The sequence below is a fragment of the Streptomyces sp. CLCI03 genome, assembly GCF_053615355.1.
Map to the genome: position 1 here is coordinate 7,872,300 of NZ_CM132132.1, position 22,238 is coordinate 7,894,537.

Below are 22,238 nucleotides of genomic sequence, written 5' to 3' on the forward strand. Positions count from 1 at the left end.
CGCGGTGGCCGTCGAGCTGGAAGTCCCCGCGGGGATCACCGCGCCCACGTCGATGGAGGCACGCCCGGTGGCGTGGCCCCACGGCCCGGCCCAGCAGTTCGTGGCCGGCCGCCTCGCGGCCGCCGCGGCGCTGGCCGCGGCCGGGTCGGCCGACCGTGCCGTCCCCCGCGAGCCCGACGGCCGGCCCCGCTTCCCGCGGAGATTTCCCGGCTCGATCTCGCACACCGAACACCTCGCGGTGGCCCTGGTGGTGCCCGGGGCCGAGGCGGTCGGAGTCGACATCGAGGACGTGGCCGTGACGGAGCGCATGGCCAGGTTCGTCTTCAGCGAGGGGGAGCGGCGCGCCCTGCTCGCGCCGGGCGGGACGTACGTCCCCCGGGAGCTGTTCGCCGCCAAGGAAGCGGCTTTCAAGGCGCTCAACGGGCTCGGCCCGCCAGGTGCGTTCGTGTTCTGGCGGATCGGCCTCAGCCGGTCCGGCGGCGTGCTGACCGCCTCCTACCGCGAGGAGTCCGTACCGGTGTGGGTGCGCTCGCAGTCGGGTCTCTCGCTCGCCGTGGCGGTCCGGCACCGAACTCAAGATTTCGCCTCGAATGGGGAAACGAAGCAATGAATCACCATGTACTCGAGATCGTCGACGAACTGTTCCGCAGCCGACTCCAGGTGCCCGAACTGAACCCCGACGTCCTGCTGGCCGACTACGGCCTCGACTCCGTCCGGTCCATCGACCTGATCGTCGAGATGGAGAACAGGTTCGAGGTGGCGATCTCGGACGAGCAGGCCGCGTCGATGCGCACCCTGCGCGAGGTCGTCGACCAGGTCACCGCCTCGCTGACGGTGCGGGCGGGCCAGGAGGAGAGCGCCGCATGAACGACGACTCCGCCTTCGCGCGGCACACCCGGCCCGAACTCGCCCGGCTCCTGCGCGCCATGCACCTCGACGTCACCTACCGAGCCGGCCGGGGCGATCACCTGACCCGTGAACTCCCGGACGGGGGCGGGGGGAGCGGCACCGGGGAGCGGATACTCGACCTCGTCGGCGGCGCCGGCTCCTCACTGTTCGGGCACAACCACCCCGCACTGGTCGAGGTGGCCCGGCGGTGCCTCGACGAGGAGATCCCCTTCAACGCCCAGGGCAGCATACGGCCCGGCGCCGCCGAGTTGGCGCGGCGCTTGTCGCAAACGGTCGGCGCCACGACCGGCGCGAGCTACGTGGTGACCCTCGGCAGCACCGGCGCGGACGCGGTGGAAGCCGCCGTGAAGCACGCGACGGTCGAGCACCGCAGGCGCCTCGGCGCCCTCCAGGAGGAGTGCGAGCGGCTGCTGCGGCGCGTGCGGCGCGACGCCATCGGGGACGTCGCCTGCGCGAGCGGCCCCGAGGTCGGGCGCCCCTGCGCCGAGGTGCTGGCCGAGGCCCTTCTCCTGATCGATGGTCTGCGGCGCACCGATCCCGTCTTCGTCTCGCTGCGCGACGCCTTCCACGGCAAGACGACCGCCGCCGGCACGCTCACGCACGGCGGCAACGTCCCCGAGGACCTGCACGTACCGGGGCCGCAGCACCGGCGCCTGCACGACTGGACGCCGGGCGCGGTGGTGACCGCCCTCGACGCCGAACGGATCCCCGTCCCCTCGGTCACCCTCGATGCCTCCGGAGTGCCGCACTCCGCCCTGCTGCACCTGTCGCCGGTGGCCGCCTGTTTCGCCGAGCCCGTCCAGGGGGAGTCGGGCGTGCACGAGGTGCCGCCCGAGACGCTCGCCGCCCTGCGCGAGCTCGCGGACCGGCACGCGGCGGCCCTGGTCTTCGACGAGATCCAGTGCGGCATGGGCCGTACGGGCACCTTCCTGGCCTCCGAGCCCTCCGGTGTGGTCGCCGACTACTACCTGTTCTCCAAGTCCCTCGGCGGCGGCCTGGCCAAGGTGTCGGCGCTGCTGGTCGCCGAGGACCGGTACGTGCCGGAGTTCGGCCGCCACCACACCTCCACCTTCGCCGACGACGACTTCTCCTCGCGGATAGCGACGGCCGCGGTGGACCTCGCCCTCGCCCACCGGGACCGGATCACCGAGGTGGGCGCGCTGCTGCGCGACCGGCTCGGCGAGGTCGCGCGGCGGTGGCCGCGGGCGGTGGCCGAAGTACGGGGGCGCGGGCTGCTGCTGGGCGTCGAGTTCCACGTGCCGCGTCCCGCGTCCGGGCTGCTGCGCGAGGTGCTCGACTCCGAGTCGCTCGGCTACCTCGTCGCCGGCCGCATCCTGCACACCCACCGGATCAGGGTCATCCCGACCCTGTCGGCGCCCGCGACCGTACGCGTCCAGCCGTCGGCGCTGCTCGAACCGGCCGACGTGGACCGGGTCGCCGCCGCGTTCGACGAGGTCGCCGGGCTGCTGTCGCGCGGTGACTACGCGACCCTGATGGAGCATCTGGCCCTGCCCGCACGGGGCGGGTGGCAGCCGCGCCGGCACGTCCCCGCGCCCCGCCGCGACCGCCCGGTCCGGCCGGACGACGTGCCGCGCGTCGCGTTCCTCGCCAACCTGGACGTCCCGAGCACCCTCTGGTCGATGGCGCCGGAACTGGCGGGCTGGACGGACGAACAGTGCACGGCGGCGCTCGACCGGATGCAGGGCGAGCTGGACCCCTTCGAGGTGGTCCGCCACCGCATCACCTCCGAGACGGGGGCGGCCGTCGAGGTCGTCATGGTGGCCGTGCCCTTCACCGCCGCCCAGGCCAACGCCGCGCTGCGGGCGGGACAAGGGGCCTGGCTGCGCCGGAGCGTGCTCGACGGGGTGGAGCTGGCGGTGTCGCTCGGCGCCGGGGTCGTCGGCCTCGGCGGCCACACCTCCATCGTCACCAACGCCGCACGGGACGTGGTCGAGGACGGCGTCCGGGTGACGTCGGGCAACTCGCTGACCGCCGCATGCGCCTACGACCTGCTGCGCCTGAATCTGGCCGAGTCGGGCGCCGGGGAGCGGCGCGTAGGGCTCGTCGGCGCCATCGGCAACATCGGCGCCGTGATGGCCGAACTCGTCGCCCCGCACTGCGAGTCGCTGGTGCTGGTCGGCCGGCCCGGCTCGGGGCGGCGGCTGGCCACCGTCGCCGACCGGATCGGCGGCGTGAGTGAGGTGTCCGTCGCCGACGACCTCGAAGCGCTGCGGGACTGCCCGATCGTCGTCACCGCCACCAACTCCTCGGATCCCGTGATCCTGCCCCACCACCTCGACGGGGACCGGAAGGTCCTCGTCTGCGATCTCGCGGTCCCCGGCGACGTGCATCCGGCGGTGACGGGCCTGTCCCACGTCACCCTGGTCTCCGGCGGCCGCATCCAGCTCCCGGGCGTGCAGACCCCCCGCTTCCCCGGCATCACGCTGCCGCCGGGGATCCTCTACTCCTGCCTGGCCGAAACGATCCTGCTCGGCTTCGAGCCCACGACACCGAGCCCGTCCTACGGCGGCCTGACCTCGGCCGGCGTACTGGCCGCACGGGACCTGGCCGCACGGCACGGATTCCACCCCGCCCGCATCGTCAGCGACGACGTCTCGGTCCGGCCTTGGGTCGTCGACCAGCTCAGCACCGTACTCGAGGAGAACATCGGATGACCGCGACCGGCCCACAGTTCCCGACGATGTGGCACGCCCTCCTGGCCGAGGCGGAACGTGCCTCCGGCCCCGACGGATCGACGCTGACCCTGATCCCGGAGCCGGACACCGAGGAGAAGCTGCGCTACGACGCCCTCGTCGAGAACGCCGCCCGGTGCGCGGCGGCCCTCGCCGAACAGGGGGTCGGCCGCGGCGACCGGGTACTGCTCTGCCTGCCCACGGGCGTGCAGTTCCTCACGGCCTTCTTCGGCACCCAGCTGCTGGGCGCCACCCCGACGGCGATCGCCGTACCGCTGCGCCTGGGCGGCGCCGCGGGGTTCGAGAGCCAGCTCAAGGAACTCGTGGGATATCTGCGCCCGGCCGCGGTGGTCACCACGACGGCGGTCATCGAGGCCCTCCCGGAACTTTCCGACACCCGCCTGGTCGACGGCGCCGCGCTCCACGCGCGCGCCGTCGCGAGCGACGCGCCCGCGCACCCCCTGCAGCTGCCCGCGGCAGAGGACCTGGCGCTGATCCAGTGCACCTCCGGATCGACCGGCAGGCCCAAGGGCGTCATGGTCTCGCACGCCAACCTGGCGGCCAACTGCGCCCAGCTCACCGGAGCCGTCGGGTGGACGCGCGCGGACACCACCGTCAGCTGGGCTCCCCTGTACCACGACATGGGGCTGATCACCGGTGTCCTGTGCCCGGTCTACGTCGGCGGGAACACGGTGCTGATGCCGCCCACCCGGTTCCTGCGCGCACCGGCGGAATGGCTGCGGCACATCAGCCACTACCGCGGCGCCGTCGCGGCCGCACCGAACTTCGCCTACGGCTACGTCACCTCCCGCGCCCGCGACGAGGAGCTGGAGGGCGTCGACCTGTCCTGCTGGCGCATGGCGTTCTGCGGGGCGGAACCCATCCAGCCCGCCACCGCGCGGCGCTTCGTCTCCCGCTTCACCCGCTGGGGCCTGCCCGCCGACGCGTTCACGCCGGGCTACGGCATGGCCGAGGCCACGCTCGTCGTGACCACGAAGCGGCCCGGCACGCCCTTCACCTACGACTCCATCGACCGGCAGGCCGCCGGCACCGGGGGCCGGGCGGTCGACGTGGACCCGGCGAGCATGAGTGCCGTGCAGGTCGTCGACTGCGGTGAACCGGTGGCCGACGCCGAGGTTCGCATCGTGGACGAAGAGGGGCACCCGCTGGAGGAGAACAGGATCGGGCACATCCAGTTCCGCAGCCCCTCGCGCACGGCCGGATACTTCGACCTCCAGCAGGAGTCCGCCGCCTGCGTGGACGCCCCGGACTGGTGGCGCACCGGTGACATCGGCTACCTGCGCGACGGCGGCCTGCGCATCACCAGCCGGGCCAAGGACCTCGTCATCATCCGGGGCACCAACTACTTCCCCTCCGACTTCGAACAGGCCGCCGAGACCGTCCCCGGAGTGCGCCTCGGCGCCGTGATCGCGGTCGGACACCGGCCCGAGAACGCCGACTCCGAGGAACTCCACCTGATCGTCGAGACCGAACTCGACGGGGAACAGCACGCGCAGCTGCGCCAGGCCCTCCAGGGCGCGGTCAGCTCCCGGACCGGGGTGAGCCCGGCAGGTATCCACCTGGTCCCCAAGCGGAGCATCCCGAAGACGACCAGCGGCAAGCTCCAGCGGGCCAGGGCCCGGGAGCTGTTCGTGGTCCGGCCCGAACTCGCCGGGCTCGCCGACGCCTGACGGCGCGGACGACCACGACGGAACACGGCCACCGCTCCCCACCGACCACCGCACGACACCGACACCGCACGACACCGACCACCGCACCAACCAACCCCGACGAGGCCGGCGGTCCGTCGGGAGACTCGGGCCGCCCGCACGGCCGGAAAGAGGAACCAGGGTCATGGTCGATTTGCCGCACGCCACCAGCGCCACCGCGGTGATGCGCGGGCACGCGCTCAGGACACCGGACCACACCGCGATCATCTTCGTGGACGACGTGGAGCGGGCCGACGGCGCCACCCGCTGGTCGTACGCCCGACTGGACGCCGAGGCCACCAGGATCGGCGCGTGGCTGGGCGCCCGCTACCCGGTGGGCACCCGGGCGCTCCTGCTGTACCCGGCCGGATTCGATTTCGCGGCGGCCTACCTCGGCTGCCTCTACGCCGGCGTGGCCGCCGTCCCAGCACCGTTACCCGGTCGCTACCGGCACGAACAGGCGCGGGTGAGCGGCATAGCCGGGAACGCGGCGGCCTCCGTGATCCTCACCGACACGGAGAGCCTGCCCGCCGTCCGCGCCTGGACCGAGGCCGAGAAGCTCACCGGGACCAGGGTCCTCGCGACGGACGGCGGCGATCTGCCGGACCCGGGCGCCTGGACACCGCTGGACGCGGACCACCGCACCCTCGCGATGATCCAGTACACCTCCGGATCCACCGGCGACCCCAAGGGCGTCATGGTCGGCCACGGCAGCCTGCTGCACAACGTGGACGCCCAACGGCGCGCGTTCGGCCTGACGGCCGAGTCCCGGCTGGGCGGCTGGATCCCGCACTACCACGACATGGGGCTGCTCGGTCAGCTCCTGCCCGCACTGCTGGTGGGCGGCACCTGCGTGCTCATGCGCCCCAGTGCCTTCCTCCAGCGGCCCCACCACTGGCTGCGGCTCATCGACACCTACGACATCCAATGGTCCGCGGCCCCGAACTTCGCCTACGAGATGTGCTGCGCCCGGATCACCGACGAGCAGCTGGCCGGGCTGGACCTGTCCCGGTGGCGCACGGCGTCCAACGGCTCGGAGCGGGTCGACATCGCCACGCTGGACGCGTTCGCCAAGCGGTTCGCCCCCGCGGGACTGCGCGACGACGCACTGAGCCCCTGCTACGGCATGGCGGAGGCGACCGTGTTCGTCTCCGGCGAGGCGGACCGCAAGGCACTGGTCACGACGGTCGACGCCGAGGCGCTGACCCGGCACCGGTTCGTGCCCGCCGACTCCGGCGTCGACCTGGTGAGCTGCGGCACGCCGCGCGACTACGACGTACGGATCGTCGATCCGCTGACCGGCGAGCAAGTGCCGCCCGCGGGCATCGGCGAGATCTGGCTGCGCGGACCCAGCCTCGCCGAGGAGTACTGGAACAACCCCGACGCGACGGAGCGGGCCTTCATGCCGGACGGGTTCCTGCGGACCGGAGACCTCGGCACCGTGCACGACGGAGAGTTGTACGTGACCGGCCGGATCCAGGAGCTGCTGACCGTGGACGGCCGGCGTCTCTACCCGCAGGACGTGGAGCGGGAGCTGCGTGCGCGCCACCCCGAACTCGGTCTCGCAGGAGCGGTGTTCACCGTGCCGACGGTCGAACTCGGTATCGCTCGGGCGCTCGTGGTGGCGTACGAGGTCCAGGGACGCCCGGCCGAGGAGCGCCTGAGGCTCCTGGCGGAGGGAATCAGGCGGACCGTGGACCGGGAGTTCGGGGTCGCCCTCGGTGGCACGGTCCTGGTCCGGCGAGGCGGGATCCGGCGCACCACCAGCGGCAAGATCCAGCGCGTGGAGACGCGGCGGCTGTTCCTGAACGGCGGACTGGAGGCCCTGCACGCCGACCACGCGCCGGGGGTGGAACGGGCGCTGAGGTCGAGAAGGAACGCGGAGCGGTCCGGGCCGTGACCCGCCCCGGCGACGGACCGGCGGCGCCGGGCGGGGACCTCCCGCCCGGCGCCGGCGCCCGCTCACTCCCCCCGGGCCGCCCCGGCGTAGCGCGCGGCGGCGGCCCGTCCTGGACCGGGCGCCGGGCGCAGGACACCGGCCAGCTCCTCCAGGACCCGCTCGGAGCGGACGGCCGCCGCCGGGACGATGTCCTGCATCAGGAAGTACCCGTGCACCAAGCCCGGCCCCGGGACGTGCCGGACGGGCACGCCGGCCACGGCCAGCTTGTCGGCCAGCTCGACGCCCTCGTCGTGCAGCGGGTCGAACTCGGCCGTGGCGACCACCGTCGGCGGCAGGTTGCGCAGGTCCGCGTTGAGCAGGTCGACGGCGGGATCGCTGCGCCGCCGCGCGTCGGGGACGTACAGGTCGTAGTGGTAGGCCATGTCGTCGACGGTCAGCAGGTATCCCTGCGCGTGGTCACTGGCCGCGGCGAACAGCAGCCGCGGATCGACGGGCGGGTACAGCAGCAGCTGGGCGGCGAGGCCGAGTTCGCCGGTGTCGCGCGCGTGCAGCGCCACCCCGACCGAGAGGCTGGCGCCCGCGCTGTCCCCGGCGAGCACGTGGTCGCGGTCGGGGAAGCGGCGGGCCGTCCAGCGGGCCGCCGCCACGGCGTCGAGCAGCGGGGTGGGGTAGGGGAACTCGGGGGCCCGCCGGTAGTCGACCGAGACGACGACCGCGCCCAGCGACACCGCGACGCTCCGGCAGGCCCGGTCGTGGCTGTCGAGGTCGCCCAACACCCATCCGCCCCCGTGCAGATAGGTGACCACCACCCGCCCCTCGTCCGTCTCCGGGGTGTAGACCCGGCAGCGGAACGCCGCCCCGTCGGGGGTGTCGACGCTCCGGTCCACGGCGGTGACGGCGGCGCGGGGGCCGGCGCCCGCCCGAGGGGGGACGGCCGTGTTCGCGAGATAGCGCGCGCGGGCCTGCTCGACACCGACGGCGCGGACCGGAACGGGAGGGTCGTCGGCGCGTTGCCAGGTGATCAGGTTGCGCAGCATGCGGTCCAAGGGCATGACAGCCCCTCCTCGGGGATCGTGAAAGGCGCTCCGGACATCGGGGACCCGAAATTACGGACCCGTTCGCCGAGAAATGAGACGCACGCGATCTTCTCGGCAATTCACCGGTTCACCTTACTCGACGGCCATGGCAGCAGCCCGAACTCCCCGGGAGATGTGGAAAATGCATCCGGGGCGGTGCGGACCGCATATTGCAGGGAATTGATCCATGTCGATAGCCTGGCGGTGAATTCGCTGATTTCGATGGGTGCTCGTACGCGTACATTCCCGCACCGACAGAGAAGGATTTCGTCATGATTGTACTGGGTTGCAACGGGTTCACCCGGGGCGCAGAAGTGTTCGCCGAGCAATTCGGTGCGGTCGGCACCGAGAAGCACTACGTCCTCGGGCACGACTCGGGCGCGGCGCTCCTGGTGGACGGGAAGCTGGTCGCCGCCGTCGAGGAGGAGCGGCTCAACCGGGAGAAGAAGACCTCCGACTTCCCGTTCCACGCCGTGCAGTGGTGCCTGGACCAGGCGGGCATACAGTTCTCCGACATCGACCTCATCGCGATCCCGTGGAACTTCACCGACGAGACCTTCGACGCGATGCTGCTCGATCTCGCGTCCGCCCCGCTGCCGCCCGCGGAGAAGGCCGGCCGACTGTCGCGCATCGCGGAACTCTTCGACAAGGTCCTCGGCCGGGAGGCCGTTCTCGCCGACTTCGCGGCCCGTACCGGATTCACCCCCGACCCGGAAAAGGTGGTGTTCGTGCAGCATCATCTCGCACACGCCATGACCGGTTACTACATGGCGGGGATGAAGGACACCGCATTCCTCATCAGTGACGGGCGCGCCGAGCTCTTCTCCTCGCTGACCGGTGAGATCCGCGACGGTCGCATCACGGTCTTCGAGGACTCGATCATCAGCGCGAACGACTCGCTCGGCAATCTCTTCGCCTCGATCACTCGATTCCTGGGATTCGTTCCCAACAACGACGAGTACAAGGTCATGGGCCTTTCCGGTTTCGCCGGGCCGCCGTCGCCGAACCCGTTCCTGGAGCACATCGTCCAGCTGCACGAGGGCGGTCGCTACACCCTCTGCCGGCCGCACGACCCGGAGAACGGCCGCTGCTTCGACGACCTCTTCGAGGAACACTTCGGGCCGCTCGAAGACACCGTCGCGTACAAGGCCGACCTGGCCGCCGCAGCGCAGGAGATGCTCACGGTCGTCACCGCCCACCAGCTGCGCGCACTGGAGGCCAGGACCGACCTGAACCACCTCCTGTTCGAGGGCGGCCTGGCGCTGAACTGCGTCAACAACACCAAGCTGCTGGAGGGATCGCGCTTCGAGGACATGGCGGTCAGCTTCGGCGCCAGCGACACCGGCGTCGTCATCGGCGCCGCCGTCCACGCCTGGGCCAACCACCCGGACACCACCGCCGAGGTGAAGTACGCGGAGTCGGTCACCCCCTACCTCGGCCCGGAGTACGACGACGCCACCATCGAGCGCACCCTGCACGAGTTCGGCGACCGGGTCCGCTGGACCCGGCTGGGCGAGACCGAGATCGTCGACGAGGTGGCGAAGCTGCTCACCGAGAAGGTCGTCATCGGCTGGTTCCAGGGCCGGCTCGAACACGGGCCCCGCGCCCTGGGCCACCGCAGCATCCTGGCCAACCCGAAGTTCCCCGACATCAAGGACGTCATCAACACTCGGGTCAAGCACCGTGAGCCGTTCCGGCCGTTCGCACCCCTGGTGCTCGAATCGGACGCGCCGAAGATCTTCGAGATGGGCCGCAAGAGCCGCTCCCCGTACATGACGTTCGTCTTCCCGGTGCGGCCCGAGTACCACGACGTCATCCCGGGCGCGACCCACGTGGACGGCACCTCCCGGGTGCAGACGATCAACGACGAGGACACGCCGCTGCTGGCGTCGCTGCTGCGCCGGTTCACCGCGCTCACCGACGTGCCGTGCCTGATCAACACGTCGTTCAACGTGGCGGGCGAGCCCATCGTGTGCGCCCCGGCCGACGCGCTGAACTGCTTCCTGGGCACCGAGATCGACCACGTGGTGCTCGGCAACTACCTCGTCACCAAGACGGACCCGTCCGCCTGACACGCGTACTCGTGCCGAAGGCGAAGGGAGCCACCTGTGGGTGCCGTCCATGAGGCGACCGCGGACCTCACGACCGTCGTGAGACAACTGGAAGAACTGGCCCGGGAACTGCGCGCCCCGCGCCTGCCGCGCATCCCGCCGGAGATCAGCGCCGCCAGCGACGCCCTGACCTGCGCGGCCGCCTTGCTGCGCGCCCGGCAGGACGCCACCGACGGCGAAGCCACCCGTACCGATCTCCTGTACGACGCCGTGGCCCTGGCCCGCAGCGCGGTGGAGTCGGCGAAGGCCGCCTGCCGCGAACCCACGGGTACGCGCATGCGGGTGTGACCCCCGCAGCCACGATCGCGAGCGGCGCCGCTTCCCCCGCGGCGCCGCTCGCCGCGTGATGCCCACCCGCCGCGTGATGCCCGCCCGCGTGCGGCTCCGTCCGCTGCGAGGCCCTCCCAGAAAGCATCCAGACTCTGGCCAGTTGCACCTGTGAGGCTGAGTCGGGCCTCCGGCCGCTGCTGCGCGGGCCCACCACCGAGGAGGCGCGCGGAGCCGCTCGCACGCGACCAACGAACCGGAGTTATCGGATGTCACAGGAGTTTGTGCCGCCCCGGGCCCGAGCCGTGAACACGGCGGTCCCCGCACCCGAACCGGAGACCTTGCGACTGGAGGTCTCCCGGCTGATGGACATGGCACTGGGCCCCGAGGACGACGAGGTCAACCTCTTCGAACTGGGCCTGCAGTCCATGCAGCTGATGTCCCTCACCAACTGGCTCAACCGCGCGGGCGCCCGGGTCGACTTCAGAGTGCTGTCGGCGGACCCCCGGCTGGCCGCCTGGTACGACCTGCTGAAGGGCGCGACCGACCCCGCACCGGACGGGTCCCGCGGCCCGGCCGCGGGACCCGTCGACGAAGCGGGGACCTTCGCCCTCACCGAGGTGCAGCAGGCCTACTGGATCGGGCGCGGCGACGACCAGCCGCTGGGCGGCGTCGGATGCCACGCCTACCTGGAGATCGACGCCCAGGAGGTCGACCCCGCCCGCCTGGAGGGCGCCGTGCGCGCCCTGCTGGAGGCCCACCCCATGCTCCGGGCCAGGTTCGAGCCCGACGCGACGCAGCGCGTACTGCCCCGGTCCCCCTGGCCCGGACTGACCGTGCACGACCTGCGGGACCAGCCCGAGCAGACGGCCACCCGCACCCTGGAGGAGCTGCGCGGCCGCCTCTCGCACCGGCGCCTGGACGTCGGCGCCGGCGAGGTCGTGGACCTGCAACTGAGCCGACTGCCGGGGACCGGCGGCGACCGGCTCCACCTCAACGTCGACCTGCTCGTCGCCGACGTCCACAGCATCCGGCTGCTCCTCGCCGACCTGGCCGCGCTGTACGACGACCCCGCGTCGGTGCCCGCCCCGGCCTACACCTTCCAGCGGTACCTGGCCGAACGCGACGAGGGCCGGCGGGCCGCGCGCGAGACGGCGCGCGCCTACTGGCAGCGCCGGCTCGCGGACCTGCCGGGCGGCCCGCGGCTGCCGTTGGCGACCGAGCCCGCGCAGCTGGAGGTCACCCGCTTCGTACGCCGGACCCACGAGCTGGCCGACACCGAGTGGAGCGCCCTGCGCCGGCGGGCCGCCCGGGCCGGCGTCACCCCCGCCGTGCTGCTGGCCACCGCCTTCTGCGAGGTCCTCGCCCGTTGGAGCGGTGAGGAGCGCTTCCTCCTCAACCTGCCCCTCTTCGACCGCGACCTGGGGGCGCACCCGCAGATCGGACGCATCGTCGCCGACTTCACGAGCCTCGTGCTGCTGGAGGTCGACCTGACTCGGGGGGACGGCTTCGCCGAACGCGCCCGCGCCGTGCAGCGTCAGCTGCACGAGGACGTGGCGCACGCCGCGTACACCGGAGTGGACGTGCTGCGCGACCTGGTCCGCGCCGACGCAGGCGCACCGGGCACCGCAGCGGCAGCGGCGGCACCGGTCGTCTTCGCGTGCAACCTCGACGCGCCCCTGGTCCCCGACTCCTTCGCCGAGCGTTTCGGGGAACTGTCCTGGATGCTCTCCCAGACCCCGCAGGTCTGGCTCGACCACCAGGTCTACGCCACCCGGGACGGGGGACTGCTGCTGGCCTGGGACTCGGTGGACGACCTGTTCCCGCCCGGGGTGCCGGCCGCCATGATGGCCGCCTACACGACACTGCTGCGCCACCTCGCCACCAGCGCCGAGCCCTTCGCCGCCTCCCTCGCCGAGCCGTCCGCCGAGTACGGCGCCGCGCCCGCCGACGACCGCGTCGAGGAGGACCTCCCCCTCCCGCTGCCCGTCGCGCAGCGTCGCCGCCGCGACGAGGTGAACTCCGCGACCCGCGCGCACAGCGGACGCCTGCTCCACACGGCCTTCTTCGCGCACGCCGCGCGGCGTGCCCCCGATCCCGCACTGCTGTGGCACGACAACGGCCACCTCACCCACGGCGAACTCGCCGGGCGGGCGCTGCGCATCGCCGGCTCCCTCGTGGCGTGCGGCATCGGACCGGGCACGTCCGTGGTGGTCTCGGTGCCCAAGGGCCCGGACCAGATCGCCGCCGTCCTCGGAGTCCTCGCCGCGGGTGCCGCCTACGTACCCGTCGGAGCCGACCAACCGGCCGCGCGCCGCGCCCGCATCCTGGAACTCAGCGGCGCCCGCCTCGTCCTGGAAGGGGCCGGGCTCCCGCAGGCGTCGGACCCGGCCACCCAGGTGCTCGGCATCGCCGAGGCGCTGACCGGGCGGCCCCTCGACGCCCCCGTACCCGTCGCGCCCGAGGACACCGCGTACGTCATCTTCACCTCCGGCTCCACCGGCACGCCCAAGGGCGTCGAGGTGAGCCACCGGGCCGCCGTCAACACCGTCGAGGACATCGACGAGCGGTTCGGCATCGGGCCGCGGGACCGGGTGCTGGCCGTCTCCGCGCTGGACTTCGACCTCTCGGTGTGGGACGTCTTCGGACCGCTGGCCGAGGGCGGTGCGCTGGTCCTGGTGGACGAGTCCGACCGGCGTGACGCACACCGGTGGCTGGCCCTGTGCACCCGGCACGGGGTGACCGTGTGGAACAGCGTTCCCGCACTGCTCGACATGCTCCTCACCGCGGCGGACGGCGCCCCACTGCCCGCCTCGCTGCGGCTGGCCCTGCTGTCGGGCGACTGGATCGGCCTGGATCTGCCCGGACGGCTGGCCGCCTCGACGGACGGGCGATGTCGGCTCGTGGGGCTCGGCGGTGCCACCGAAGCCGCGATCTGGTCCAACGCGTACGAGATCACCGAGGTGCCCCCGCAGTGGGTTTCGGTTCCTTACGGGAAGCCGCTGCGCAACCAGAGGTTCCGGGTCGTCGACGGCCGCGGCCGCGACTGCCCCGACTGGGTGGTGGGCGAGCTGTGGATCGGCGGCGACGGCGTGGCCCTCGGCTACCGGGGGGAGCCGGAGCTGACGGCGGAGCGCTTCCCCGTCGTGGCGGGGGAGCGCTGGTACCGCACCGGCGACCTCGGCCGCTACTGGCCCGACGGGAACTTGGAGTTCCTCGGCCGGCTCGACCACCAGGTGAAGATCAACGGTTTCCGTGTCGAACTCGGTGAGATCGAAGCCGCCCTCCAGTCCCACCCCGACCTCTCCTCGGCTGTCGTCGTCACCGTCGGAGAGCGCCGCCGTGAACTCGTCGCCGCCGTCGTGGAGCGCCCTGCGGGGCACGGTCCGGCGGACGCCGTCGAGGACTGCGGACCGGAGCGGCAGCCCCTGGACGAGGGCGATCCGCTCGAACTGCGGCTCGTCGAGGCGGTACTGGCCGAGGTGGTCGCCCCGCTGCCGGCACCCGCCGGGACCATGCCGGTGCGCGAGGAGCAGCGTCCCGTCCTGGACGCCTGGCTCGACCAGCTCGCCCGGCACGACGTCGTACGGCGCGAGGGCGACGAGGTCCGGCCGGGCCCGCGGTGGGAGCGGGTGCGCGCCCCGGGGTGGTTCGAGGAACTGCGCGTGCGGGCGGCCGGCACCCACCTGGAGCCGGTGGCGAACGCGCTGGCCTGGGCCGCGCCGATGCTCGCCGCCGTACTGAGCGGCGAGGCCCACGCCTCCGTGCTCCTGGAGGACCCCGTGCTGTCGCCGGAGGGCCTGGCCGACGCCATGCCGGGGAGCAGGAGCTGCCTGGCCGCCGTAGCGGCCGCCCTCCGGGCGGACCTCACCGCCGATCCCGAGGCTGCCCCCGACGCCGGGGCCGGGCCGCCGGCCGTGGCGGACTGGGACGCGGCAGGCGGGCTCGGCGCCGCACGGCTGCTCGCCGGCCTCGAACCCGGCTCCGTCGACTACACCCTGCTCGGCCCGTCCCCCGCCCTCCTGGCGGCGGCCGAAGCGCGGCTCGCGGACTCGGGGCACCGGGTCCGTACCGTCCAGCAGGGACCCCTCGCCCTGGCGGGTGCGCACCTGCACGCCTATGACGCGGTCGTGGCCGCCAACGTCCTGCACCGCATGCCCGATCCGGAGACCGCCGCCGCCACCATGGCGCTGCTGCTGCGGCCCGGAGGCCGGGTCCACATCCTGGAACGCACCCGTCTCACGCCGCTGGCGCTGCTGATCGCCCTGCCGCTGGAGGCGGAGGCCGGCCGGCTCGGCCAGGGCGGCACGGGCGCGGACCGGCTGCACTCCGGACCGCGATGGGTGCGGGCGTGCGCCGCCGCCGGGCTGGTCCAGGTGCGCGTGGAGCGCACGGAGCCCACCGGCGAGGTCCTCCTCTCGGCACGCCGGCCCGCCACGGCCGGTGCCCCGGGCCAGGAGGGGCTGGCCCGCTGGCTCGCCGACCGGGTACCGGCACACATGGTGCCGGGACACTTCGCCGCCCTGCCCGCCCTGCCGCTCAGCGCCAACGGCAAGGTCGACCGCCGCGCCGTACGGGGCGCGCTCGCCTCCCTGGCCGTCTCGCCGAGGGAATCCGGCGAGCCGCCCCGGGGAGCCACCGAGCAGTCCGTGGCCGCGCTGTGGTCGAAGCTGCTCGGCCTCGCCTCTGTGGGCCGGGACGAGAACTTCTTCGTCCTCGGCGGCGACAGCCTCCTCGCCACCCGACTGGTGGCCGCGGTCCACCGGTCCCTCGGCGTCGAACTGCCCATGCGCGAGGTGATGAGGGCGCCCACCGTGGCCTCCCTGAGCACGCTGATCGAGGGGCTCCTACGCGAAGCCCAGGACACGACACCGGCGGACCAGAGCCCGGCCGGTGACTACGAGGAAGGTGTGCTGTGACCGTCGGCGAGCTGATCAGCGAGTTCGAGCAGGCCGGGATCCACGTCTGGCGGGAGGGGCACCGGCTGCGCTTCCGCGCCCCGCGCGGCGCGATGACGGACGAGCGCCTGGAAGCCCTGCGCGTCCGCAAGGAGCAACTGCTCTCCGCGCTCCCCGACCGGACCCCGCCCGCCGGGGATCCCACCGGCGACCCGGGCGCCCCCGCCGTCACCTGGACGGCCGACCCGGACCACCGCCACGAGCCCTTCCCGCTGACGGACATCCAGTCCGCGTACCTGCTGGGCCGCGACGAGGCCTTCGACTACGGCGGCGTCTCGTGCCACATCTACCTGGAGTTCCGCCGCCCCGCCGACCTCGACCCGCAGCGGCTGCAAGAGGCCTGGGACGGCCTTGTCGAGCGCCACGGCATGCTGCGCTCGGTCATCTCGCGCGACGGCACCCAGCGCATCGCCCCCGCCCTCGCCGACACCCGCATCCGGGTCGCCGACCTGCGCGGGCTGACCGCCGAGGCCGCGACCGAGGCAGCCGCCTCCGTCCGCGCGGAGCTCTCCCACCGGGTCCACCCGGCAGGGGAGCGGCCCATGTACGAGGTGCGGCTGACGCGGCTGGAGGGCCACTGCCTGCTGCACCTGTCGATGGACTTCGCGGTGCTGGACTGGATCAGCATCCAGCTCCTGCTCACCGAACTGGACCGCCGCTACGAGCAGCCCGGCTGCCCGCTGCCGCCCGTGGACGCCACCTTCCGCGACTACGTCGGCGCGGAGCGCCGACTGCGCGACACCGCACGCTACGCACGCGACCGTGCCTACTGGTGGGACCGCGCCGAGGAACTGCCCGCCGCACCGGCCCTCCCGCTGGCCGACGGCCACACACCGGCCGACGCGCCGCCCCGCTTCCGCCGCTTGGCCGCCTCGCTGACCGAGGACACCTGGAGGGACCTCAAGAGCAGGGCGGCCGCCCACGGCACCACCCCGGCCAACGCCGTGCTCGCCGCCTACACCGAGACCATCGGCCGCTGGAGCGCCGCCGAGCGCTTCACCGTGGGGCTCACGGTCCTGAACCGGATGCCGCTCCATCCGCACGTGGACCGGCTGCTCGGCGACTTCACCTCGGTGAGCCTGCTGGAGGTCGACCAGTCGCGGCGGGCCGCGTTCGACGACCGGGCCCGTGCCCTGGGCGAGCAGCTCTTCGAGGACCTCGACCACCGGCTGTGCAGCGGCGTCGAGGTGCTGCGCGAGATCGCCCGGCGCCGGGGCCGCGAAGCGGCCCTGATGCCCGTGGTGTTCACCGGCGGCATCGGCGTCGTGGGCCGCGCGCTCGGCGAGGGGGCCGGGCGGCTGCGCCCGGTGTACGGGATCAGCCAGACCCCGCAGGTGTGGATCGACTGCCAGGCCACCGACCAGTTCGGCGGCCTGGAGGTCAACTGGGACGTCCGCGAAGGGGTGTTCCCCGACGGCCTGGTGGACGAGATGTTCGCCGCGTTCGCCGGCTTGTTGAGCCGGCTCGCGCAGCAGGACGCCCCCTGGGGCGAGGCCGATCCGCTCGGCCTGCCCGCCCGCCAGCGGGAGGTGCGCGACACCGTCAATGCCACGGCGGCCCCGGAACCCGGCGGTCTGCTGCACGAACCGCTGGTGGCCTACGCCCGCCGCTTCCCCGACCGCACCGCGGTCGTCGACTCCGCCGGAGCGATGACGTACGGGGAATGGCTCGGCCGGGCCGGCGGGGTGGCCGGGGAACTGCGCGCCGCGGGCTGTCGCCCCGGCGACTTCGTCGCCGTCCTCCTGGACAAGGGGTGCGACCAGGCCGTCGCGGTCCTGGGCGCCCTCCTCGCGGGAGGCGCGTACGTACCGGTGGACACCGCGCAGCCCCGGGTGCGCCGCGACCGAATTCTCACCGGCTGCGGGGCGCGCTACGCGCTCGTCCCCGACGCCGCCGTGGCCCGGACGTTGCCGGAGGGCTGCTACCCGGTCGACGTGTCCGCCGCCGGGCGGCGGGCGCCGTCCGACGTCCCCGACGGGCCCCCGGTGGCGGCCGGCGACCTCGCCTACGTGATCCACACCTCGGGCTCGACCGGCGAGCCCAAGGGCGTGATGATCAGTCACCGGGCCGCCGCCAACACCGTGCACGACATCAACCGGCGCTTCGCCGTCGACGACACGGACCGCGTCCTCGGCCTCGCCGCGCTCGGCTTCGACCTGTCCGTGTACGACCTCTTCGGGCCGACGGCGCTCGGCGCGGCCCTGGTGCTGCCCGACCCCGCCCGACGCGGCGACCCCTCCCACTGGGCGGACCTGATGGAGCGCCACGGCGTCACGCTGTGGAACTCGGTGCCCGCCCAGCTCCAGATGCTCGCCCACTACCTCGACGCAGAACCCCGCGAACCGGGCCCGCTGCGCCTGGCCCTGCTGTCGGGCGACTGGATCCCGCTGGCCCTGCCCGCCCACGCGGGACGCCACCTGCCCGGCGCGGAACTGGTCAGCCTCGGGGGAGCGACGGAGGCCGCGATCTGGTCCATCCACCACCGCATCCACCGGGTGGAGCCGCACTGGCGCAGCGTCCCCTACGGCACCCCGCTCGCCAACCAGGGCTTCCGGGTCCTCGACAGCGCCCTGCGCGACCGTCCCGAGCTGGTGGTCGGCGAGCTGTACATCACCGGCGTCGGGCTGGCGGAGGGCTACCTGGGCGACCCCGAGCGCACCGCCGAACGCTTCCCGCGGCACCCCGGGACCGGCGAGCGCCTCTACCGCACCGGCGACCTCGGCCGCTACCTCCCGGACGGCGGGATCGAGTTCCTCGGCCGCGTCGACCAGCAGGTCAAGATCCGGGGGCACCGCGTCGAGCTGGGCGAGATCGACACGGTCCTCGGCGAACACCCCGCGGTCGGCTCCAGCGCCGTCCTGGTCGAGGGCACCGAGGCCCTGGAACGCTCCCTCGTCGCCTTCGTGGAGCCGGCGGTCCGCACCGACCCGCCCGACTCCTCGGTGGCCCGCGCCGTCGAGGCCGCGGCCGCCACCGTGAGCGCCGCGCCCCTGGAGGAGGGCGCCCCCGACGCCGGGCAGGTCGCCGCGTACGTGGAGCACCTGGACCGTGCCTTCCTGCTCTCCATGGCCGACGCGCTCGCCCCCTCCGGCCTCTTCGCCGGAGCAGGGGCCCGCACGGAGGAGGAACTGGTCCGCCTGCTCCGGATCGACGAGCGCCACCACGGGCTGCTACGCCGCTGGCTGCACGCCCTGGAGCGGGCAGCGCTGGTGCGCTCCGAGCCCGACGGGCAGAGCTGGACCGGGGGCGCCGCCCCCCGGCGCATCGAGGTCGACGGAGCCTGGGCCGACCTCGCCGCGCACGCCCCCGCCGCGATCTGCCCGCCCCCGCTGCTCGCCTACTTCCGTGCCCACGCCGACGCCCTGCCCGCCCTGCTGCGCGGCGAGGAGGAAGCCGTACGGCTGTTCTTCCCGGGCGGCGGCCAGGAGGTCGCGCGGGCCTGGTACGCGGACAACCTGGCGGCGCGCCGGCTGCTCGCCATGCTCGCGGCGGCCGTCGCCGGCGCGGCGAGCGGCGTCCGGGACCGTCCGCTGCGGATCCTGGAGGTCGGCGGCGGCATCGGCGCGGCCACCGGGCCCGTCCTCGACGCCCTGGGCGAGCGGCCGGTGGACTACCTGTTCACCGACGTCTCGGAGTACTTCCTCGCCGACGCGCGGCAGCGGTTCGGGGCACGCCCCGGGATGCGCTTCGGCCTGTTCGACATGAACGGCGACCCGCGCGCGCAGGGCCTGCTGCCCAACTCCTTCGACGTGGTCCTGAGCGCGGGAGCGCTCAACAACGCCCGTGACACCGCACAGGTCCTCGACCGGATACGGACGCTGCTCGCCCCCGGCGGCTGGCTCTGCCTGCTGGAGATGACCAGGGAACACCCGGAGATCACGGCCACCCAGGCGTTCATGATGGAGGAGCCGCAGGACCTGCGGCGCGACCGGGCGGACCTGTTCGTCCACGAGGAGCAGTGGCGCGGCCTGCTCGGTGCGGCGGGCGCCACGCAGGTGCTCAGCCTGCCCGGCCCGGACGACGCCTTCGCCGCCCTCGGGCAGGGCGTGTTCGCCGCGGCGTTCAAACAGGACCGCGCCCCACTGGACGCCGACGACGTCGGCCGCTGGGCGGCCGCGCGGCTGCCCGCCCACATGGTCCCCGCGCACGTCCAAGTGGTGGACGCGATACCGCTGACCTCCAACGGGAAGGTCGACCGCAAACGACTGCTGGACTGGGTGCCGCGGCGCGGCGAGCGCGCCGCCGACCGCGCGGCCGAGCCGCCGCGCCCCGGTGCGGAGCGCCGCGTGGCCGAGCTGTGGGCCGAACTGCTCGGAGGCGCGCTCCCCGACCGCGAGCAGGGGTTCTTCGACGCGGGCGGCGACTCGCTCGTCGCGGCCCGCCTGGTGGGGCGGGTGCGCGAGTGCCTGCCCGAGGCGGCGGACGTCTCCTTCGACGCCCTGCTGCGCACGCTGCTGCACACCCCCACGGTCGCGGGTCTGGCCGCCTGTCTCACGGCCCCGCCGGTCTCCGGCGCGGGGACGGAAGGGCGCGGTGCCGTGCGTGCCGAGGGGCGGTCCGCGCTGGTCGCCCTGGGCGGCGAAGGGGGCGGACCGGTGCGGCTGCTGGTGCACGAGGGGCTGGGAACCCTCGCACCGTACCGACCGCTGATCAAGGAACTCGCCGGGCACGGACCTCTGGTGGGGCTCGCCGTGCCCGACAGCGACGGCTACCTCGCGCTGGCCCCGGACCGGCTCGTCGAGGACCTCGCCGCACGGTACGCCCGCGAGGTGCTCGCCGCCGGACACCGCGAGGTCGAGGTCGTGGGCTACTGCTCCGGCGGCCTGATCGCCGCCGAACTGGCCCGCGCCCTCGACGAAGCCGGGGCGGCGGTGCGCGGACTGACCGTGGTGTCCAGCTACCGCATCCCCTACCGGCTGGACGACGAGCTGATGGTCGACTACGCCTTCGCCCGCGTCATGGGCGGGGACCTGGGGGCGCTCGGCTGGCCCGCCGACGAGGGCGACATGGGGCGGGCGCTCGCCGCGGCGCTGGCCCGCTCCCCGAAGTCCCTCGACGCCGGGGTGTTCGCACGGCTCGGCGGCGACGAGACGCTGAGCGCCGTCGCAGACCGCTTCCGGCTGTTGGGCGAACGTCCCCGCGAGGAGCGCCGGGAGGCGCTGCACCGGGCGCTGGCGGCCACCGGGGCGGGCGTGGGCGACGTCGGGCAGGCGGCCGCGCTGCACCGGGTCTTCGAGCACACCGTGCGGGCGGTCACGCACTACGACCCGCTGCCCTACGCCGGCGACATCACCTTCCTGCGCCCGGTGGAGCCCACGCACTTCATCCCCGGCTTCCAGGACGACATGACGCGCTTCTGGCGGGAGCTGTGCCTGGGCGGGCTGACGGTCGTCGACGTCCCGGGCGACCACTTCAGCTGCATCCGGCCACCGCACGTGGCGCGGACCGCCGCGGCGCTGACCGCGCGGTCGGGAGCGGGACGATGAGCGGCCCGGAGCACGCCCCGGACGCCACCCCGCGCACCGCCCCGCCGACCGCACCGCTGCGCGTCGTGGTGTGCGGCACCCGCTTCGGACAGGTGTACCTGTCGGCGCTGCGCCGCGACCCGGACCGCTATCACCTGGCCGGTGTCGTCGCCCGCGGCGGCACCCGCTCGGTGGCCCTCGCCGAGGAGTACGGAGTCCCGCTGTACTCCTCGGTCGACCAGCTCCCCGCGGACGTGGACATCGCCTGCGTGGTGGTCTCCGGCGGCGTCGGCGGTGGCCAGGGCACCGGGCTGGCCCGCCGGCTGATGGAACGCGGGGTGCACGTGCTCCAGGAACACCCGGTGCACCCGGCCGAACTGGCGGACTGCCTGCGCACGGCGCGCGCCACCGGCACCCAGTACCTGCTCAACACCTTCTACCCGCACGTCGAGCCGGTACGGCGCTTCGTCGCCGCGGCCCGGCGGCTGGTGGAGCTGCGGACGCCGGTCTTCGTGGACGCGATGTGCGCCGTCCAGGTCTCCTTCGACCTGCTCGACATCCTCGGCGAGATCTTCGGCGGGGTGCGCCCCTGGTCGCTGACCCCGCCCGCGGCGGCCGGGGGCCGTCCGCTCACCGCCGTGGACGCCGTCGTCGCCGGGGTTCCGCTGACCCTGCGGGTGGAGAACCGGATGGAGCCCGGTGACGACAGCACCAGCCTCTTCCTGCACCGCGTCACCGTCGGCACGGACGCCGGGAACCTGACGCTGGTCAACACCCACGGCCCGGTGGTCTGGAGCCCCGTCCCGCGCACCGCGCCGGACGCGGTGGGCCGGTTCCGGCCCGGTCCCGGAGCCGCCGCCGAGGTGCTCGGGCCCGCCGGGGCGCCCTCGTGGAAGTCGGTGCTGGAGGAGGTGTGGCCGGACGGCGTGCTGCACGCCCTGGACGAGCTCGCGGGGCGGATCGCCGAGGGGGCCGACCCGCTGAGCGCCGCCGGGCGGCATCTGAGCGTGGCTCAGGCCTGGCAGGAGCTGACGGGGGCTCTCGGCTTCCCCCAGGAGGCCCGCCCCGCACCGGGCTCCCCGGTCACGGCGGCGGAGCTGCTCGGCGACTTGGGGTGACAAGCGTCGCGGCCCGGCGATACAGTTATTGT

Annotated in this window: 11 protein-coding genes; 10 read left to right on the top strand and 1 reads right to left on the bottom strand. The window is 73.8% G+C overall.

The window, feature by feature from the left end:
• Nucleotides 1-4: 4 nt before the first annotated feature.
• The 5 genes from ACWG52_RS36470 (at nucleotide 5) to ACWG52_RS36490 (ending at nucleotide 7,211) form a co-directional block, all read left to right on the top strand.
• Nucleotides 5-610 (top strand): 4'-phosphopantetheinyl transferase superfamily protein, encoded by a 606-nt coding sequence (locus ACWG52_RS36470; protein ID WP_390137425.1) that lies wholly within the window; start codon nucleotides 5-7, stop codon nucleotides 608-610.
• On the top strand, nucleotides 607-867 hold the full coding sequence (locus tag ACWG52_RS36475; protein WP_453127127.1) for an acyl carrier protein: 261 nt from the start codon (nucleotides 607-609) through the stop codon (nucleotides 865-867). The genes ACWG52_RS36470 and ACWG52_RS36475 overlap by 4 nt, the downstream gene beginning before the upstream one ends.
• The gene (locus ACWG52_RS36480) at nucleotides 864-3,584 is read left to right on the top strand and encodes an aminotransferase class III-fold pyridoxal phosphate-dependent enzyme (RefSeq protein WP_453127129.1); all 2,721 of its coding nucleotides are present in this window, start codon (nucleotides 864-866) and stop codon (nucleotides 3,582-3,584) included. Before ACWG52_RS36475 ends, ACWG52_RS36480 begins: the two co-directional genes overlap by 4 nt.
• On the top strand, nucleotides 3,581-5,293 hold the full coding sequence (locus ACWG52_RS36485; protein ID WP_389806676.1) for a fatty acyl-AMP ligase: 1,713 nt from the start codon (nucleotides 3,581-3,583) through the stop codon (nucleotides 5,291-5,293). The genes ACWG52_RS36480 and ACWG52_RS36485 overlap by 4 nt, the downstream gene beginning before the upstream one ends.
• 163 nt (nucleotides 5,294-5,456) lie before the next feature.
• Nucleotides 5,457-7,211 carry a fatty acyl-AMP ligase gene (locus ACWG52_RS36490; protein WP_453127131.1) on the top strand — a complete coding sequence of 585 codons (1,755 nt, stop codon included), beginning with the start codon at nucleotides 5,457-5,459 and terminating at the stop codon, nucleotides 7,209-7,211.
• 62 nt (nucleotides 7,212-7,273) lie between these two features.
• Here ACWG52_RS36490 and ACWG52_RS36495 read toward each other — a convergent pair whose 3' ends face one another.
• A complete protein-coding gene (locus ACWG52_RS36495) occupies nucleotides 7,274-8,263 on the bottom strand; it encodes an alpha/beta hydrolase (protein WP_453127133.1) in 990 nt (329 codons plus the stop codon).
• Nucleotides 8,264-8,559: 296 nt separating this feature from the next.
• On the opposite strand from ACWG52_RS36495, the gene ACWG52_RS36500 reads away from it, so the two are divergent.
• From ACWG52_RS36500 to ACWG52_RS36520, 5 genes are all read left to right on the top strand, one after another.
• The gene (locus ACWG52_RS36500; protein WP_389806673.1) at nucleotides 8,560-10,359 is read left to right on the top strand and encodes a carbamoyltransferase family protein; all 1,800 of its coding nucleotides are present in this window, start codon (nucleotides 8,560-8,562) and stop codon (nucleotides 10,357-10,359) included.
• A 36-nt stretch (nucleotides 10,360-10,395) separates the two neighbouring features.
• Complete coding sequence (locus ACWG52_RS36505; RefSeq protein ID WP_386126951.1) at nucleotides 10,396-10,686, top strand: hypothetical protein; 291 nt, start codon at nucleotides 10,396-10,398, stop codon at nucleotides 10,684-10,686.
• 248 nt (nucleotides 10,687-10,934) lie between these two features.
• A complete protein-coding gene (locus ACWG52_RS36510; RefSeq protein WP_453127136.1) occupies nucleotides 10,935-15,584 on the top strand; it encodes an amino acid adenylation domain-containing protein in 4,650 nt (1,549 codons plus the stop codon).
• Nucleotides 15,581-21,109, top strand: a complete 5,529-nt coding sequence (locus ACWG52_RS36515) for an amino acid adenylation domain-containing protein (RefSeq protein ID WP_453127137.1) — start codon at nucleotides 15,581-15,583, stop codon at nucleotides 21,107-21,109. The genes ACWG52_RS36510 and ACWG52_RS36515 overlap by 4 nt, the downstream gene beginning before the upstream one ends.
• Nucleotides 21,106-22,206, top strand: coding sequence for a Gfo/Idh/MocA family oxidoreductase (locus tag ACWG52_RS36520; protein WP_390167295.1), 1,101 nt, complete (start codon nucleotides 21,106-21,108; stop codon nucleotides 22,204-22,206). The genes ACWG52_RS36515 and ACWG52_RS36520 overlap by 4 nt, the downstream gene beginning before the upstream one ends.
• Nucleotides 22,207-22,238: the final 32 nt, after the last annotated feature.

Excerpts from the sequence above, each read along its gene's own strand:
- ACWG52_RS36475 (WP_453127127.1), top strand. The coding sequence starts at position 607 with ATGAATCACCATGTACTCGAGATCGTCGACGAACTGTTCCGCAGCCGA.
- ACWG52_RS36480 (WP_453127129.1), top strand. The coding sequence starts at position 864 with ATGAACGACGACTCCGCCTTCGCGCGGCACACCCGGCCCGAACTCGCC.
- ACWG52_RS36485 (WP_389806676.1), top strand. The coding sequence starts at position 3,581 with ATGACCGCGACCGGCCCACAGTTCCCGACGATGTGGCACGCCCTCCTG.
- ACWG52_RS36490 (WP_453127131.1), top strand. The coding sequence starts at position 5,457 with ATGGTCGATTTGCCGCACGCCACCAGCGCCACCGCGGTGATGCGCGGG.
- ACWG52_RS36495 (WP_453127133.1), bottom strand. The coding sequence starts at position 8,263 with ATGCCCTTGGACCGCATGCTGCGCAACCTGATCACCTGGCAACGCGCC.
- ACWG52_RS36500 (WP_389806673.1), top strand. The coding sequence starts at position 8,560 with ATGATTGTACTGGGTTGCAACGGGTTCACCCGGGGCGCAGAAGTGTTC.
- ACWG52_RS36510 (WP_453127136.1), top strand. The coding sequence starts at position 10,935 with ATGTCACAGGAGTTTGTGCCGCCCCGGGCCCGAGCCGTGAACACGGCG.
- ACWG52_RS36520 (WP_390167295.1), top strand. The coding sequence starts at position 21,106 with ATGAGCGGCCCGGAGCACGCCCCGGACGCCACCCCGCGCACCGCCCCG.